This is a genomic window from Streptomyces sp. NPDC001599, assembly GCF_042893535.1.
Taxonomy (GTDB): domain Bacteria; phylum Actinomycetota; class Actinomycetes; order Streptomycetales; family Streptomycetaceae; genus Streptomyces.
In genome coordinates this window covers 451,406-465,922 of the sequence record NZ_JBIAVA010000001.1, presented here as the reverse complement: position 1 = coordinate 465,922, position 14,517 = coordinate 451,406, and the positions used below count along the sequence as shown (strand labels likewise).

Sequence of the window (14,517 nt, the reverse complement as noted above, 5' to 3'; positions counted from 1 at the left end):
GGACGGGTTTTGCTTAGGAAATCCTTAGGTATGTTAGGCCAGCCTCACCTTCCCTGTGAGGACCGTCACGCGCACTTTTCGGCCATCCCTTGGAGCCCGCATGCGAGCCGCCAGACTCTCCCTCGTCACCGCCGTAGCCACCGCCGCGGCCCTGGCCGCCGTCACGGGCTGCACGGAGAAGAGCGGCGCCGAGGACGGCGAGCACGTCATCACGGTGACGGCGACGGACGACAAGTGCGAGGTGTCGAAGGCCGAGTTCCCGGCGGGTCACGTCGAACTCGCCGTCGAGAACAAGGGCTCCAAGGTCACCGAGGTCTACCTCCTCTTCCCCGACGACCGGGTGGTCACCGAGCGGGAGAACATCGGCCCCGGCACCAAGCAGCGGGTCACCGCCGAGGTGAAGGCGGGCGACTACCGGATCGCCTGCAAGCCCGGCATGAAGGGCAAGGGCATCCGCCAGGACGTGAAGGCCACCGGCGGCAAGGCCGCCGCGCGCGACCCGCGTCTCGACAAGGCCGTGGCCGCCTACCGCCAGTACGTCCAGCAGCAGGCCGACGAGACCCTGCCGAAGGCCGAGGCCTTCGCGAAGGCCGTCCGGGCCGGTGACCTGGAGGCCGCGAAGAAGGCGTACGCCCCCTCCCGCATCGGCTGGGAGCGCACCGAGCCGGTCGCGGAGTCCTTCGGCGACATCGACCCGAAGGTCGACGTCCGCGAGGACGGACTGGAGGACGGCCAGGACCCGGCGACCGACTGGACCGGCTGGCACCGCCTGGAGAAGGCGCTGTGGCAGGACGGGAAGATCGGCGACCGCGAGAAGGAGCTGGCCGCCACCCTGGTCACCGACCTGAAGGACTGGCAGAACCGGGTCGGCAAGGCCGAGATCACCCCCACCTCCATGGCCAACGGCGCCAAGGAGCTGCTCGACGAGGTCGCCACCGGCAAGGTCACCGGCGAGGAGGAGCGCTACTCGCACACCGACCTGGTCGACTTCAAGGCCAACGTGGAGGGCGCGCAGCAGTCGTACGCGCTGCTGAAGCCGGTCGCGAAGGAGAACGACGCGGCGCTGACGACGGAGCTGGACCGCCAGTTCGCGGCGCTGGACAAGCTGCTCGACCAGTACCGCCCGAGCACCTCCTCCTACGAGTTCACCTCCTACGACAAGGTCGGCAAGGCGGATCGCAAGGAGCTGTCGGACGCGGTCAACGCGCTCGCGGAGCCGCTGTCCAAGCTGGCCGCGGCCGTGGTCGCGAAGTAGGCGTGGAGGGCGAGATGACGGACACCGACTCCCCAGCACCGGCCCCCTCACCCTCCCGGCGGTCGCTGATCGGCTGGGGCGGCGCGGGCCTCGCGCTCGGCGCCGCCGCGGCGGCCGGCGGGGCGGTGGCGATGGACCGCGCCGGTGCCGACGCGGCCCCGGCCGGTGCCGACGCGGGCTCCGCCGTGCCCTTCCACGGGGCGCACCAGGCGGGCATCGCCACACCGGTGCAGGACCGCCTGCACTTCGCCGCGTTCGACGTGACGACCGAGGACCGCGCCGCCCTCGTGGCGCTGCTCAAGGAATGGACGGCGGCGGCCCGCCGGATGACCGCCGGTCACGCGGTGGGCGAGGGCGCCTACGGCGGCCTGCCCGAGGCCCCGCCGGACGACACCGGCGAGGCGCTGGGTCTCAAGCCGTCCCGGCTGACCCTCACCATCGGCTTCGGGCCGTCCCTCTTCACGAGGTTCGGCCTCGCCGACCGGCGCCCCGAGGCCCTGGCCGACCTGCCGAAGTTCCCCGGGGACAATCTGGACAAGGCCCGCAGCGGCGGCGACCTGTGCGTCCAGGCCTGCGCCGACGACCCCCAGGTCGCCGTGCACGCGATCCGCAACCTGGCCCGCATCGGCTTCGGCAAGGTCGTCGTGCGCTGGTCGCAGCTCGGCTTCGGCAAGACCTCGTCGACGACGCCCGACGAGCAGACCCCGCGCAATCTGCTCGGTTTCAAGGACGGCACCCGCAACATCGCGGGCACGGAGAAGGACCGCCTGGAGAAGTTCGTCTGGGCCGCCGAGAAGGACGGACCGGCCTGGATGGCGGGCGGTTCGTACCTCGTCGCCCGCCGCATCCGCATGCACATCGAGACCTGGGACCGTACCTCCCTCCAGGAGCAGGAGGACGTGTTCGGCCGCGACAAGGGCGAGGGCGCGCCGGTCGGCAAGGCGAAGGAGCGCGACGAGCCGTTCCTGAAGGCGATGAAGCCCGACGCGCACGTCCGGCTCGCGCACCCCGACTCCAACGGCGGGGCGACGCTGCTGCGCCGCGGCTACTCCTTCACCGACGGCACGGACGGCCTGGGCCGCCTGGACGCCGGTCTGTTCTTCCTCGCCTACCAGCGCGACATCCGCACGGGTTTCGTCCCCGTGCAGCGCAGTCTGGCGACGGACGCGCTCAACGAGTACATCCAGCACGTGGGTTCGGCGGTCTTCGCCGTGCCGCCCGGGGTCCGCGACGCGGACGACTGGTGGGGCAGCACGCTGTTCGGCAAGGAGGCGTAACCGTGTTCTCCAACTACCTGATCGGACTGCGCGAGGGCCTGGAGGCTTCCCTCGTCGTCTGCATCCTCATCGCCTATCTGGTCAAGACGGACCGCCGGGACGCCCTGAAGCCCATCTGGGCGGGCATCGGCGTGGCGATCGCCATCGCGCTCGGCTTCGGCTGCGCGCTGGAGTTCGGCTCGCAGGAGCTGACCTTCAAGGCGCAGGAGGCGCTGGGCGGTTCGCTCTCCATCCTGGCCGTGGTCCTGGTGACGTGGATGGTCTTCTGGATGCGGCGCACCGCCCGGCACCTGAAGGCGGAGCTGCACGGCAGGCTGGACGCGGCCCTGGCGATGGGCACCGGCGCGCTGGTGGCCACCGCGTTCCTGGCGGTCGGCCGGGAGGGCCTGGAGACGGCGCTGTTCGTGTGGGCGTCGGTGCACGCGGCGAGCGACGGCACCCCGCGCCCGCTGATCGGGGTGGCGCTGGGACTGGCCACGGCGGTCCTGCTCGGCTGGCTGTTCTACCGGGGCGCGCTGCGCATCAACCTGGCCCGCTTCTTCACCTGGACCGGCGGCATGCTGGTCGTCGTGGCGGCGGGCGTCCTGGCCTACGGCGTGCACGACCTCCAGGAGGCCGACCTGGTGCCGGGCCTGACGAAACTGGCCTTCGACATCAGCGACACGGTCGACCCCTCCAGCTGGTACGGCACCCTGCTCAAGGGCGTGTTCAACTTCCAGCCCGACCCGACCGTCCTCCAGGTCACGGTGTGGCTGCTGTACCTGGTCCCGACGCTCGCGCTCTTCCTCGCCCCGGTAGGGTTCGCCTCCGGGAAGGGGAAGGTGAAGGAACCTGATGAGCCAGGATCGCGGCCCTCGAAGGCCCCGCAGGCTTGAGAAGTACGCGCTCATATCCGCCTCGGCGACCGCTTTGTCGCTGACGGCGAGCGGCTGCGTGGTGGTGCACGGTGAGCGCGAGGTACTCCCCTCGGCCACCCGGGCCGAGGCCGCGAAGGCGCTGGAGCAGTTCACCACCGCGTACAACGCGGCCGACAAGGCGTACGACGCCTCCCTGGACGCCGACCACACCACCGGCGCCCTCGCCGCGATCGACTCGGCGCGACTGAAGGCGGGGGCGGCCAACCACCCGGACGGCAATCCGGCGCACGAGCCGCTGGAGCTGACCGACGCGAAGTTCACGATCCCGAAGAAGGCGGGCTGGCCGCGCTGGTTCGTCGCGGACACCGAGGCCAACAAGGGCGGCAAGGCACGCTGGTTGCTGGTCTTCACCCGGGACGGCCTGGAGGAGACCTGGGAGGCGGCGTACCTGACGCTGGTCGCCCCCGGCAAGGTGCCCGAGTTCAAGACCGACCAGGACGGCTGGGCCGAGGCGGTCCCCGCGAACTCCACCGACGTGAGCGTCCCGCCGGCCGGCCTGAGCAAGGGCTACACGACGTATCTTCAGGACGGCGGCAAGACCTTCGCGGACGGTGTGCACACCAGCTCCTGGCGCGCGCTGCGCGAGAAGCGCTCGACCCGCCCCGGCCTGGTCACGCAGTACATCGACGAGCCGCTGACGAACGGCGACTACGCGCCGCTGGCGCTGCGCACCAAGGACGGCGGGGCGCTGGTCTTCTTCACCTCCCGCCACTTCGAGAAGCAGACCGCCGCGCGGGGCGCGTCCGTGCCGACGCCGAACAAGGACGTGCTGGCGCTGACGGACGGCGAGATCAAGCAGTCACTGACGATGGAGTTCGTCTCCAACGAGGTCGCGCTCGACCCGGCGGACGGGCAGGTGTCGGTACTGGGCCGGGTCCAGGGCCTGACGTCGGGCAAGGGCGAATAGGAGAGCCCGGGGCGCTCAGCGGCGCAGCGGCCAGGAGTCCTGCTCGTGGTCGCTCTCCGCACCGGCGTGCCGGGAGCAGGCGTCGGTGAGGGTCTCCAGCAGCGTCAGCGGATCCGGCAGCGGGTGCTCGGGACCGCGCACCCAGTGCACGGTCCGGCCTTCGCCGGGCAGCCGGGCCGGCGGCACCAGCACATAGGACCCGCGGCAGTGCCAGCGCAGCCCCGGGTGCTCGTCCATGGTCTCGGGGTGGCAGTCCAGCTCGCAGGGCCACCACTCGTCCTCGTCCTCGGGGGTGCCGCGGGTGAGGGTGAACAGCAGCATGCGCCCGTCGTCGCTCTCGGCGACCGGCCCGACCTCGACACCGGCGGCGAGCAGCCGCTCCACCGCCTCCCGACCGGCCTCCAGCGGCACGTCGAGCACGTCGTGCACCATGCCGGTCGCGGTGATGAAGTTGGCCTCGGGCTGGTGCCGGGCCCAGCGCTCGATCTGGGCGCGGTCGGTGGTGGACTGCGTCTGCCAGGCGAACGACACCGGGTGCCGGGCGGGGGTGGGACAGCCCACGCGGTCGCAGGAGCAACGGTATCCGGCGGGGTGCGCGGCGGGCGCCAGGGGCAGTCCGGCACCGGCGGCGGCGAGCAGCAGATCCTCCCGGCCACCGTCTCCGGCGGCCTCCTTGGGGCGGCGTCCGCGCAGCCACGAGGAGAGTTTGCCCTGCAGACCGCTCCGACCGCCGAACTCCGCGCTCATCTATCCCCTTGCCTCGCCGTCGTGCGCACCAGCATGCCCTATCGTCGCACCATTGCGCGCTTCGGGGTCGCGAAGGGACAAACTTCCCTGGTCAGGCGTCTTCGGTCACCGCGGGGCGAGCCCGTGCAGCGCGTAGTCGACGAGGGTGTCGGTGTAGGCGTAGGAGATCGGCGCCGTGTGCTGGAGCCAGCGCTGGGCGAGCGGCGAGACGAAGAGTTCCAGCGCGATGCGCGGATCGATCTCCGGCCGCACCTGTCCTGCCGCCTGGGCGGCCCGCAGGCGGTCGACGTGCAGCTGGAGCGACGGCTCCAGGAGCTTGGCGACGAACTCCCGGCCGAGCTGTTCGTTGACGAGCCCCTCGGCGGCCAGGGCGCGCGACGGCGCCTCGAACTTCGGGTCGTACAGCTGGTCGACGGTGGCGCGCAGTACGGCCTTGAGGTCGGCGGCGATGTCGCCCGTGTCCGGAATCGCGTAGGGCTCCCCCTGCCCCTGAGCCCGTACGGCCTGTTCGCCGAGATCGAGGAAGGCCTCCAGCAGGACCTGCGCCTTCGAGGACCACCACCGGTAGATCGTCTGCTTGCCGACGCCGGCGCGGGCGGCGATGCCCTCGATGGTGGTCTTCGGGTAGCCGACCTCGCCGACCAGGGCGAGGGCGGCGTCGTAGATGGCCTGGCGGGACCGCTGACTGCGCCGGGTGGCGTCGGGGTGCGGCCGCTCGGCGGCGGGGGGCGTGGTGCGGGCGGATTTCCGGGTGGTGGCCATGCTTCGAAGTTATCAGGTTGACAAGACGGAACGTCTCGCCGACAAGCAGGAGCTCCTGCGCAGGCTGCGAGAACGGCAGCACGGCCCGGGGAGCCGACCGAGGCGTCCCCGGCCGCTCAGTGGCGCGGTGCCCGCGCGTTCTCCAGGTAGTGCAGAACGGCCGCCACCCGCCGGTCGACCTGGTCGGCCGGGGAGAGGTCGAGCTTGGCGAAGATGCTGCGGATGTGCTTGTGGACGGCGCCGTCGGTGACCACGAGCCGTCCGGCGATGGCGCTGTTGCCCAGGCCCTCGGCCATCAGACCGAGCACCTCCCGCTCCCGCGGGCTGAGCCGCTCCATCCGGGTGTCCTGCCGCGTCCGGGTGAACAACTGGGCGACGACCTCCGGGTCGATGGCGGTACCGCCGCCCGCGACCCGCCCGAGCGCGCCCATGAACTCCTCGACCCGCCCGACGCGCTCCTTGAGCAGATACCCCAGACCGCCCACTCCCCCGGTCAGCAGGTCGGTGGCGAAGGACTGCTCCACATAGGCGGACAGCACCAGGACGGCCAGTCCGGGGCGGCGCCGCCGCGCCTCGACGGCCGCGCGGACCCCTTCGTCGGTGTGGGTGGGCGGCATCCGCACATCGAGGATGGCGACATCGGGCTCGTGCTCGTCGATGGCCGCGAGCACCGACTCGGCGGTGTCCGCGGTGGCGACCACGTCCATGCCCTCGGCCCGCAGCAGCAGGGCGAGCCCCTCGCGCAGCAGCGGGTCGTCCTCGGCGATCACGATCCGCAGGGCGCGCCGCACGTCACGTTCCACTTCTTCCTCAGTCCTCCCCGGGCGGCCAGGAGTCGCCCCAGGCCGCGTCGCGGGCGGCCTTGTACAGGTCGCCGTACCGCTTGGTGACCGTACGACGCCGCAGCTGCTCGTCGGGTTCACACAGGTCCAGCAGCACCTGGCCCTTGCGGATCTGCGGACGCCGGACCACCCGGGAGGCGGCGGGTTCGGCGGGGAGCCGGGTGGCGGCGACGTAGCTGAACTTCTCGTCCTCGTACGCGAGGGACCCGCTCTTGACCTGCCGGTGCAGGCTGGACCGGCTGACGCGGGCCGCGAAGTGGCACCAGTCCGTGCCGGGCACGATGGGGCAGGCGGCACTGTGCGGGCAGGGCGCGGCGACCCGGAACCCGGCGGCGATCAGCCGGTCGCGGGCATCGATGACGCGGGCGTAGCCGGCGGGGGTTCCGGCCTCGACGATCACGACGGCCCGCGCGGCGCCGGCGGCGGTGTCGACGAGGGCGGCGCGGTCGGCTGCGGTCAGCTCGTTGAGCACGTAGGAAACCGTGACGAGGTCGGCGCTCTCGACGGCGAGCGCCGCTCCGATCCGCGAGCGCTGCCAGCGGACGTCGCGCAGGGCGGGGAGCGAGGCGGCGATCTCCCGGCCGACGGCGAGCGCGGGTTCGGCCCAGTCGAGCACGGTCACCGGCCGCGTCCCGGCCCAGGTGTCGCTGACGGCCCAGGTGGCGGCGCCGGTCCCGCCGCCGACGTCCACGTGGCTGCCCGGCACCCAGTCCGGCACGGCCGCGGCGAACGCGGCGAGCGCCGAGCGCACGGCGGCGAAGGTGGCGGGCATGCGGTAGGCGGCGTAGGCGACGACGTCGGCGCGGTCGCGCAGGATGGGGGCGTCGGTTGGGGTGTCCCCGCGGTAGTTGGCGATCAGCCGCTCCACGGCCTGGGCGGCCTGTCGGGGCGGCAGCCCGTCGACGAGGTCGGCGAGGGCGGCCCGCAGGGTGTCGGCGGGGGCGGCGGGGTCGTTCACCCGGAGATTGTACGAGGCGCTCCGCGGGTTGCGAGGCCCGGCGTTGCCCGGTGCCCGGGGAGGGTGCGGGCGCGGGGTGGGTCGCGTGACCCGGCGCGGTCTCGGCACCCGGGGTGGGTGCGGGCGCGAGGGGGAGCGCGGCCCGGCGTAGCGGGGTGCCTCCCCCAGTGCCTGAACGGCCTGGGAGGTACCCCCACCGCCCACCCGTGCCGCCCCAGCGGCACGACTGCCCGCAGCTCGGTAGGTACGGCGAGAAGGGGGCGTGTCGGGGGGCGTCCGCCCGCAGCGGTTGGCGCGTCCGCGCCCCGAGCCTCCGTGGCCGACCGATTTCGCGCCGTTCCGAGGACGGACACCCCCCGGCGCGGCCCCGACCCACCCACCGGACGTAGCGCGCCCGCGCAGGCCGCCGCGGGCGCCCACCCCGCGGACGATCAGGCCCGCACCGCCCGCGCCACCCGTGTGCACAGCGCCGCGCGGGGCCGGTTGTCCGGAGCGCGGCGGCGCGGGTGGACCGTGTTGGCGAGCAGGATCGCGAAGGTGTCCGTCGCCCGGTCGAGGACCAGCATCGTGCCGGTGAAACCGGTGTGCCCCGCCGCCCCGCGCCCCGCCAGCTCGCCCATGAACCACGGCTGGTCCAGGGCGAACCCGAGCCCCGGTTCGGCCAGCAGCAGTTCCACGAAGTCCGGCCCGAGGATGCGCGCGGGCCCGTGGGAGCCGCCCGCCAGCAGTGTCCGGCAGAAGACCGCCAGGTCCCGCCCCGTCGAGAACAGCCCCGCGTGACCGGCCACCCCGCCCAGCGCCCACGCGTTCTCGTCGTGGACGACCCCGCGCAGCATCCCCCGGTCCGCCTTGGCCCACGGCCGCCGCTGGTCCTCCGTGGCCGCGGCGCCCGGACACGGTCCGAAGCCCGTCGCCGTCATGCCCAGCGGCCGGGTGATCCCGTCCCGGACGAGGACGTCGAGCCCCCGCCCGGTGATGCGCTCCAGCACCTGTTGCAGGAGCAGCATGTTCAGGTCCGAGTAGCAGTACGTGCCCGGCACCCCCACCGGCGGCTCCGCCCGCAGCCGCCGCAGCCGTTCCTCCTTGTCGGCGGTGGCGTCGCAGTCGTACAGCGGGAGTTCGGGCCGCAGCCCGGAGGTGTGGGTGAGCAGCTGCCGTACGGTGACGCGGTGCTCGGCCGCGGCCCGGAAGTCCGGCAGGTAGGCGCCGACCTCCGCGTCGATGCCGAGCGTGCCCCGCTCGATCTGCTGCACGGCGGCCACCGCGGTGAACAGCTTCGTCAGCGAGGCGAGGTCGAAGGGCGTGTCCACGCTCATCGGCACCCGCGAGCCCTCCGGCAGCTCCACGCCCGCGTCGGTGTCCGGGTCGTAGGAGGAGTAGCGCACGGCCCACCCCGCCGCGGCCTCGGCGGCGAGCACGGGCCCGCGTCCGACGGCCACCACGGCGCCCGCCGCCCAGGGGCGTTCGCCGGTGGTGAGGTCGTGCACCCGGGCGACGGCACGACGGAGCTGCCCGGGGTCGAGTCCGGCCCGCTCCGGGGTGTCGCTGCGCAGTCTCGGAGCGCTCAGTTGTCTTCTCCCTTGCCTGCTCCCTTGCCTGTTCCCTTGCCTGCTCCCTGCCCGCGGCACATGGTCACGAGGAAGCCGAGCGCCAGCACCGCGGACGCCAGCTGGACCACGGCCATCGGTACGGCGGTGTCCTCCCCCGCGATCCCCACCAGCGGCGAGGCGACCGCGCCGATGAGGAAGGAGGACGTGCCGAGCAGCGCGGAGGCGGAACCGGCGGACTTCTTCACCCGCATCAGCGCCAGCGCCTGGGTGTTGGGCAGGCTGAGACCCATCGCCGACATCAGCACGAACAGCGCGGCGGCGACCGGCCCGAGCCCGACCTCGCCGAACACGCCCAGGGACATCAGCAGCAGCACGGTCGCCGCGGCGACCACGACGAGGAGGCCGATGCCGAGCACCCGGTCCAGTCTGACCCGCCCGACGAGAACCTTGCCGTTGATCTGCCCGACCACGACGAGCCCGACGGAGTTGAGGCCGAACAGCAGGCTGAACGTCTGCGCGGAGGCTCCGTAGATCTCCTGCACGACGAAGGGCGACGCCGCGACATAGGCGAACAGCGAGGCGAAGGCGAACCCGCCCGCGAGCATGTACCCGGTGAAGGCGCGGTCGGCGAGCAGCCCCCGCATCGCGCGCAGGGTGTCGCCCACGCCGCCCGCGTGCCGCTCCTCGACGGGCAGCGTCTCCGGCAGCCGGGCCCACACGACGACGCCCAGCACCACCCCGACCACCACGAGGACGACGAACACGCCCCGCCAGTCCGTCACCCGCAGGATCTGCCCGCCGATGAGCGGCGCGACGACCGGCGCGACGCCGGAGATCAGCATGAGGGTGGAGAAGAAGCGGGCCATGGCCACGCCGTCGTACAGGTCGCGCACGACGGCCCGGGCGATGACGATCCCGGCGGCGCCCGCGAGTCCCTGGACCAGCCGGAAGGCGACGAGGAGTTCCACGTTCGGCGCGACGGCGCACAGCGCGGTGGCGACGACGTAGACGGCGAGTCCGGCCAGCAGCGGACGCCGGCGCCCCCACTTGTCGCTCATCGGGCCGACGACGATCTGCCCGAGGGCCATGCCGGCCAGGCAGGCGGTGAGCGTGAGCTGGACGGTCGCGGCCGGTGCGCCCAGGGACCGGGTGACCTCCGGGAGCGCGGGGAGGTACATGTCCATCGCCAGCGGCGGCGTGGCGGTGAGGCTGCCGAGGATGAAGGTGACGAGAAGACTCACCCGCCGGGCGGCGGGCAGGTTGTGCGGTATTCGCGACGACTGAGACGTTTGCGGCATGTGCGTGGACGGCCCGCGCTCGGGCATGTGATGTGCCCCTCCCTCTTCTACAGATCCGCCACCTATGCTCTCAGCTCGTACGGACTTGAACGAACAAACTCGAACGACGCACGAACGACGAACGACGAACGAACCTGAACGAGGGTGGGGCAGGGTGTCAGCGGTGACCGGGCAGAAGGTGCGCTGGGGGATTCTCGCGACCGGCGGGATGGCGGCGCGGTTCACGGCGGATCTGGTCGATCTGCCGGACGCGGAGGTCGTGGCGGTGGCCTCGCGGACCGAGGCGTCGGCGAAGGCGTTCGCCGAGCGGTTCGGGATACCGCGGGCGTACGGCGGCTGGGAGACGCTGGCGCGGGACGAGGACGTCGACGTGGTGTACGTCGCGACCCCGCACTCGGCGCACCGGACCGCGGCCGGCCTGTGCCTGGAGGCGGGCCGGAACGTGCTGTGCGAGAAGCCGTTCACGCTGAACGCGCGCGAGGCCGGTGAACTGGTCGCGCTCGCCCGCGAACGGGGCGTCTTCCTCATGGAAGCGATGTGGATGTACTGCAACCCGCTGGTGCGGCGCCTGAAGGAGCTGGTCGCCGACGGCGCGATCGGCGAGGTCCGCAGCCTCCAGGCGGACTTCGGCCTCGCGGGCCCCTTCCCGCCCGCGCACCGGCTCCGCGACCCCGCGCAGGGCGGCGGCGCACTGCTGGACCTGGGCGTGTACCCGGTGTCGTTCGCCCAGCTGCTGCTCGGTGAGCCCTCGGACGTCGCGGCGCGGGCGGTGCTCTCGGAGGAGGGCGTCGACCTCCAGACGGGCGCGCTGCTCTCCTACGACAGCGGCGCGCTCGCCTCGGTCCACTGCTCCATCACCGGCGGCACGCCCAACTCCGCCTCGATCACCGGCTCCGAGGGCCGCATCGACGTCCCGGACGGCTTCTTCTTCCCGGACCGCTTCGTGCTGCACCGGACCGGCCGGGACCCGCAGGAGTTCCGCGCCGACCCGGCCGACGGCCCCCGCGAGAGCCTGCGGCACGAGGCCGAGGAGGTGATGCGGGCCCTGCGCGCCGGGGAGACCGAGTCGCCGCTGGTCCCCCTGGACGGCACGCTGGCGGTGATGCGGACGCTCGACGCGATCCGGGACCGCGTCGGCGTCCGCTACCCGGGAGAGCAGGGAGAACAGGGAGAGCGGGGAGAGCAGGGAGAAGCGGCGGAGCCGGTCGTCACGCCGGCGTGAGCCCCGGCTCCCCCACCTCCGTCACGAAGGACCCGGCGGTCGTGAGCGGCGCGCCCTCGGTGCTGACGTGGGACACCGTCTTGAAGTCGGCGCGCGCCGACTCGCGGCCCAGGGACACCGTGGCGTAGCCGCGCCGCCCGTTGAAGAACTTCAGGTGCGGGTTGGCGGCCATCAGGGTGTCCCAGTTGGACGGCTTCTCCGCGCCGTCGCCCCCGCTGGTGACGGACGTGGTGACGATCTCCGTACCCAGGGTCCGGGAGTCCGGGTCGTCGAAGTCGCGCTTGATGTCGAAGCCGTAGGAGACGTGCACGTCGCCGGTGAGGACCATGAGGTTCTCGATCCCGGCGGCCTGCGCGCCGGCCAGCACCCGCTCGCGGGAGGCCGGGTAGCCGTCCCAGGAGTCCATGGAGACCTTGGACGGCGTGCTCGTCGAGTTGTACCGCCGGGAGAAGGTGACCTGCTGGGGCACCACGTTCCACAGGGCGTTCGACCGGTGCCAGCCGTTGATCAGCCAGCGCTCCTGGGCGTCGCCGGTGAGCGTGCGGCCCGGGTCCTCGGAGTCGGGTCCGGGGAACTGCCAGCCGTCGCCGTAGGCCTGGTTGGAGCGGTACTGCCGGGTGTCGAGGACGTCGAACTGGGCGAGCCGTCCCCAGTGCAGCCGGCGGTAGAGCCTCAGGTCCGGGCCGTCGGGCAGCTGCGGGCGGCGCAGCGGCATGTTCTCCCAGTAGGCCCGGTAGGCGGCGGCCCGGCGGATGAGGAACTCCTCGGGCGGGACGCTGTTCTCCGGTGTCTCGTCGGCGTAGTTGTTCTCGGTCTCGTGGTCGTCCCAGGTGACGACGAAGGGGTGCGCGGCGTGCGCGGCCCGCAGGTCGGGGTCCGACTTGTAGAGGGCGTACCGCAGGCGGTAGTCCTCCAGGGTCACCGTCTCGTGGTTGAAGTGGGCGGGCAGGGTGCCCGCGGGGTAGGCGCGGGAGCCGCCGGTGGCGTTCACGGCGTACTCGTACAGGTAGTCGCCGAGGTGGAAGACGACGTCCACGTCCTCCTGGGCCAGGTGCCGGTACGCGGTGTAGTACCCCTGGTCGTACTTCTGGCAGGAGACGAGGCCGAAGGTGAGGCCGGAGACCCGGCTGTGCTGCGCGGGCGCGGTGCGGGTGCGGCCGGCCGGGCTGACGTACCGGCCGGCGCGGAAGCGGTAGTGGTAGACGTGGCCGGGCGCGAGGTGGTCGACCTCGACGTGCACGGTGTGGTGGAACTCGGGGTGGGCGGTGGTCCGGCCCCTTCTGACGACGCGGCGGAACCGTTCGTCCAGGGCCAGCTCCCAGCTCACCTCGACGCGTTTGGCGGGCAGTCCGCTGTCGGCCTGGTACGGCACCGGGGCAAGACGCGTCCACAGCAGCACCGAGCCGGGCTGCGGGTCGCCCGAGGCGACGCCGAGGGTGAAGGGGTCGGCGGTCAGCTGCGCGGCGTCCAGCTCGGCGGCGCTCGCGGTGCCGGCGGCCGGCAGGTTGACGGAGAAGGCGAGCGCGGCGGCGGCGCCGGTGACGGTCAGGAAGCGGCGGCGGCCCAGGCTGCGGGCGGCGGCGCGGAGTTCGGGCGCGTGCGAGGACTGCGCCTGGTGGTTCGCGGGTGTCATCCGTTCCTCCCCTTGCGGTGGTTGCAAGGGGCATTCGAAGCGCCCGGAACGACCCCGGTTTGGCACGGACATGTCGATCGCATGTCGGACGGATGAGTTCCGCATGTTCCCCGACCCGTACGCTGCCGAGTCATGAACACCGCGAGAACCCCCGACGAGGAAAGCGCCGCCGAGGAACGCACCGCAGAAGAGAGCGCCCGCGCGCGAAGGGTCGCCGTCGTCACGGGCGCCGGATCCGGCATCGGCCGGGCGGTCGCCGTCGAACTGCTCACCGCAGGCTGGTCGGTGGCCCTGGCCGGCCGCCGCCCCGAGCCGCTGGCCGAGACGGCCGCGGCGGCACCGGCGGGCGGCGGCACGGCGCTCACCGTCCGCGCCGACGTGTCGCGCCCGGAGGACGTGGCGGCTCTCTTCGGCGCCGTGCGCGACCGGTTCGGGCGACTGGACCTGCTGTTCAACAACGCGGGGACGTTCGGTCCCGGCGGCGTGCCGGTCGAGGACCTTCCCTACGAGGCCTGGCGGCACGTGGTGGACACCAACCTCAACGGGGCGTTCCTGTGCGCGCAGGCGGCGTACCGGCAGATGAAAGAACAGCACCCTCAGGGCGGCCGGATCATCAACAACGGCTCGATCTCGGCGCACACGCCGCGTCCGCACTCGGTGGCGTACACGGCGACCAAGCACGCGCTGACGGGCCTGACCAAGTCGCTGTCGCTGGACGGCCGTCCCTACGGCATCGCGGTCGGCCAGATCGACATCGGCAACGCGGCGACGGAGATGACGGCCGGCATGCAGACCGGCGCGCTCCAGGCCAACGGGGAGACGGCACCCGAGCCGGTGATGGACGTCGCCGACGTGGCGCGCACGGTGCGGCACATGGCCGAGCTGCCCCTGGAGGCCAACGTGCAGTTCGCGACGGTCATGGCGACGGCGATGCCGTACGTGGGGCGCGGCTGAGCCGCTTCATACAATCGGAATTGCGAGGTCCGCGCTATTGCAGCCGACGGCGGACGTATGCTCAAATTCCCTTCACCAGAACTTCACACTTGAAGCGTTGGCCTTCCACAACGCTCCACGGGCCACACCGAGGGGGGAGGCGGCAGCCGTCCCGCCACACCGGTCGCACCGGTGGGCGGAACGGCTGCCGCACCG

Annotated in this window: 13 protein-coding genes; 6 read left to right on the top strand and 7 right to left on the bottom strand. The window is 72.7% G+C overall.

What is annotated here, in order from left to right; all coding sequences use genetic code 11:
• Window positions 1–100: 100 nt before the first annotated feature.
• Genes efeO through ACFYZ3_RS02105 form a run of 4 tightly spaced genes read left to right on the top strand, consistent with a single transcriptional unit; the run spans window position 101 to window position 4,356 of the window.
• On the top strand, window positions 101–1,255 hold the full coding sequence (gene efeO, locus ACFYZ3_RS02120) for an iron uptake system protein EfeO (protein WP_388513412.1): 1,155 nt from the start codon (window positions 101–103) through the stop codon (window positions 1,253–1,255).
• Window positions 1,256–1,269: 14 nt separating this feature from the next.
• Window positions 1,270–2,532: an iron uptake transporter deferrochelatase/peroxidase subunit gene (efeB, locus tag ACFYZ3_RS02115; RefSeq protein WP_388513409.1), complete on the top strand. Its 1,263-nt coding sequence runs from the start codon at window positions 1,270–1,272 to the stop codon at window positions 2,530–2,532.
• A gap of 2 nt (window positions 2,533–2,534) precedes the next feature.
• A complete protein-coding gene (gene efeU / locus ACFYZ3_RS02110) occupies window positions 2,535–3,407 on the top strand; it encodes an iron uptake transporter permease EfeU (protein ID WP_388513408.1) in 873 nt (290 codons plus the stop codon).
• The gene (locus tag ACFYZ3_RS02105; protein ID WP_388513405.1) at window positions 3,367–4,356 is read left to right on the top strand and encodes a hypothetical protein; all 990 of its coding nucleotides are present in this window, start codon (window positions 3,367–3,369) and stop codon (window positions 4,354–4,356) included. Before efeU ends, ACFYZ3_RS02105 begins: the two co-directional genes overlap by 41 nt.
• Before the next feature lie 15 nt (window positions 4,357–4,371).
• On the opposite strand, the gene ACFYZ3_RS02100 is transcribed toward ACFYZ3_RS02105, so the two are convergent.
• From ACFYZ3_RS02100 to ACFYZ3_RS02075, 6 genes are all read right to left on the bottom strand, one after another.
• Complete coding sequence (locus tag ACFYZ3_RS02100) at window positions 4,372–5,103, bottom strand: bifunctional DNA primase/polymerase (protein ID WP_388513404.1); 732 nt, start codon at window positions 5,101–5,103, stop codon at window positions 4,372–4,374.
• Window positions 5,104–5,208: 105 nt separating this feature from the next.
• Window positions 5,209–5,865 (bottom strand): TetR/AcrR family transcriptional regulator, encoded by a 657-nt coding sequence (locus ACFYZ3_RS02095; RefSeq protein WP_361007173.1) that lies wholly within the window; start codon window positions 5,863–5,865, stop codon window positions 5,209–5,211.
• A 116-nt stretch (window positions 5,866–5,981) separates the two neighbouring features.
• Window positions 5,982–6,644 (bottom strand): response regulator transcription factor, encoded by a 663-nt coding sequence (locus ACFYZ3_RS02090; RefSeq protein ID WP_361007946.1) that lies wholly within the window; start codon window positions 6,642–6,644, stop codon window positions 5,982–5,984.
• A gap of 31 nt (window positions 6,645–6,675) precedes the next feature.
• Window positions 6,676–7,665, bottom strand: a complete 990-nt coding sequence (locus tag ACFYZ3_RS02085) for a small ribosomal subunit Rsm22 family protein (RefSeq protein ID WP_388513402.1) — start codon at window positions 7,663–7,665, stop codon at window positions 6,676–6,678.
• A gap of 431 nt (window positions 7,666–8,096) precedes the next feature.
• Window positions 8,097–9,152 carry a serine hydrolase domain-containing protein gene (locus tag ACFYZ3_RS02080; protein ID WP_388513400.1) on the bottom strand — a complete coding sequence of 352 codons (1,056 nt, stop codon included), beginning with the start codon at window positions 9,150–9,152 and terminating at the stop codon, window positions 8,097–8,099.
• A 77-nt stretch (window positions 9,153–9,229) separates the two neighbouring features.
• On the bottom strand, window positions 9,230–10,540 hold the full coding sequence (locus ACFYZ3_RS02075) for a multidrug effflux MFS transporter (protein ID WP_388513398.1): 1,311 nt from the start codon (window positions 10,538–10,540) through the stop codon (window positions 9,230–9,232).
• A gap of 136 nt (window positions 10,541–10,676) precedes the next feature.
• On the opposite strand from ACFYZ3_RS02075, the gene ACFYZ3_RS02070 reads away from it, so the two are divergent.
• A complete protein-coding gene (locus tag ACFYZ3_RS02070; protein ID WP_388513396.1) occupies window positions 10,677–11,735 on the top strand; it encodes a Gfo/Idh/MocA family protein in 1,059 nt (352 codons plus the stop codon).
• On the opposite strand, the gene ACFYZ3_RS02065 is transcribed toward ACFYZ3_RS02070, so the two are convergent.
• Window positions 11,722–13,368 (bottom strand): alkaline phosphatase D family protein, encoded by a 1,647-nt coding sequence (locus ACFYZ3_RS02065; RefSeq protein WP_388513394.1) that lies wholly within the window; start codon window positions 13,366–13,368, stop codon window positions 11,722–11,724. The genes ACFYZ3_RS02070 and ACFYZ3_RS02065 overlap by 14 nt on opposite strands.
• Before the next feature lie 132 nt (window positions 13,369–13,500).
• Between ACFYZ3_RS02065 and ACFYZ3_RS02060 the strand changes: the two genes are divergently transcribed.
• Entirely contained in the window at window positions 13,501–14,322 is an 822-nt protein-coding gene (locus tag ACFYZ3_RS02060; RefSeq protein ID WP_388513392.1) for an SDR family oxidoreductase, read from the top strand.
• Window positions 14,323–14,517: the final 195 nt, after the last annotated feature.

Excerpts from the sequence above, each read along its gene's own strand:
- efeO (WP_388513412.1), top strand. The coding sequence starts at position 101 with ATGCGAGCCGCCAGACTCTCCCTCGTCACCGCCGTAGCCACCGCCGCG.
- efeB (WP_388513409.1), top strand. The coding sequence starts at position 1,270 with ATGACGGACACCGACTCCCCAGCACCGGCCCCCTCACCCTCCCGGCGG.
- ACFYZ3_RS02105 (WP_388513405.1), top strand. The coding sequence starts at position 3,367 with ATGAGCCAGGATCGCGGCCCTCGAAGGCCCCGCAGGCTTGAGAAGTAC.
- ACFYZ3_RS02100 (WP_388513404.1), bottom strand. The coding sequence starts at position 5,103 with ATGAGCGCGGAGTTCGGCGGTCGGAGCGGTCTGCAGGGCAAACTCTCC.
- ACFYZ3_RS02095 (WP_361007173.1), bottom strand. The coding sequence starts at position 5,865 with ATGGCCACCACCCGGAAATCCGCCCGCACCACGCCCCCCGCCGCCGAG.
- ACFYZ3_RS02075 (WP_388513398.1), bottom strand. The coding sequence starts at position 10,540 with ATGCCCGAGCGCGGGCCGTCCACGCACATGCCGCAAACGTCTCAGTCG.
- ACFYZ3_RS02065 (WP_388513394.1), bottom strand. The coding sequence starts at position 13,368 with ATGACACCCGCGAACCACCAGGCGCAGTCCTCGCACGCGCCCGAACTC.
- ACFYZ3_RS02060 (WP_388513392.1), top strand. The coding sequence starts at position 13,501 with ATGAACACCGCGAGAACCCCCGACGAGGAAAGCGCCGCCGAGGAACGC.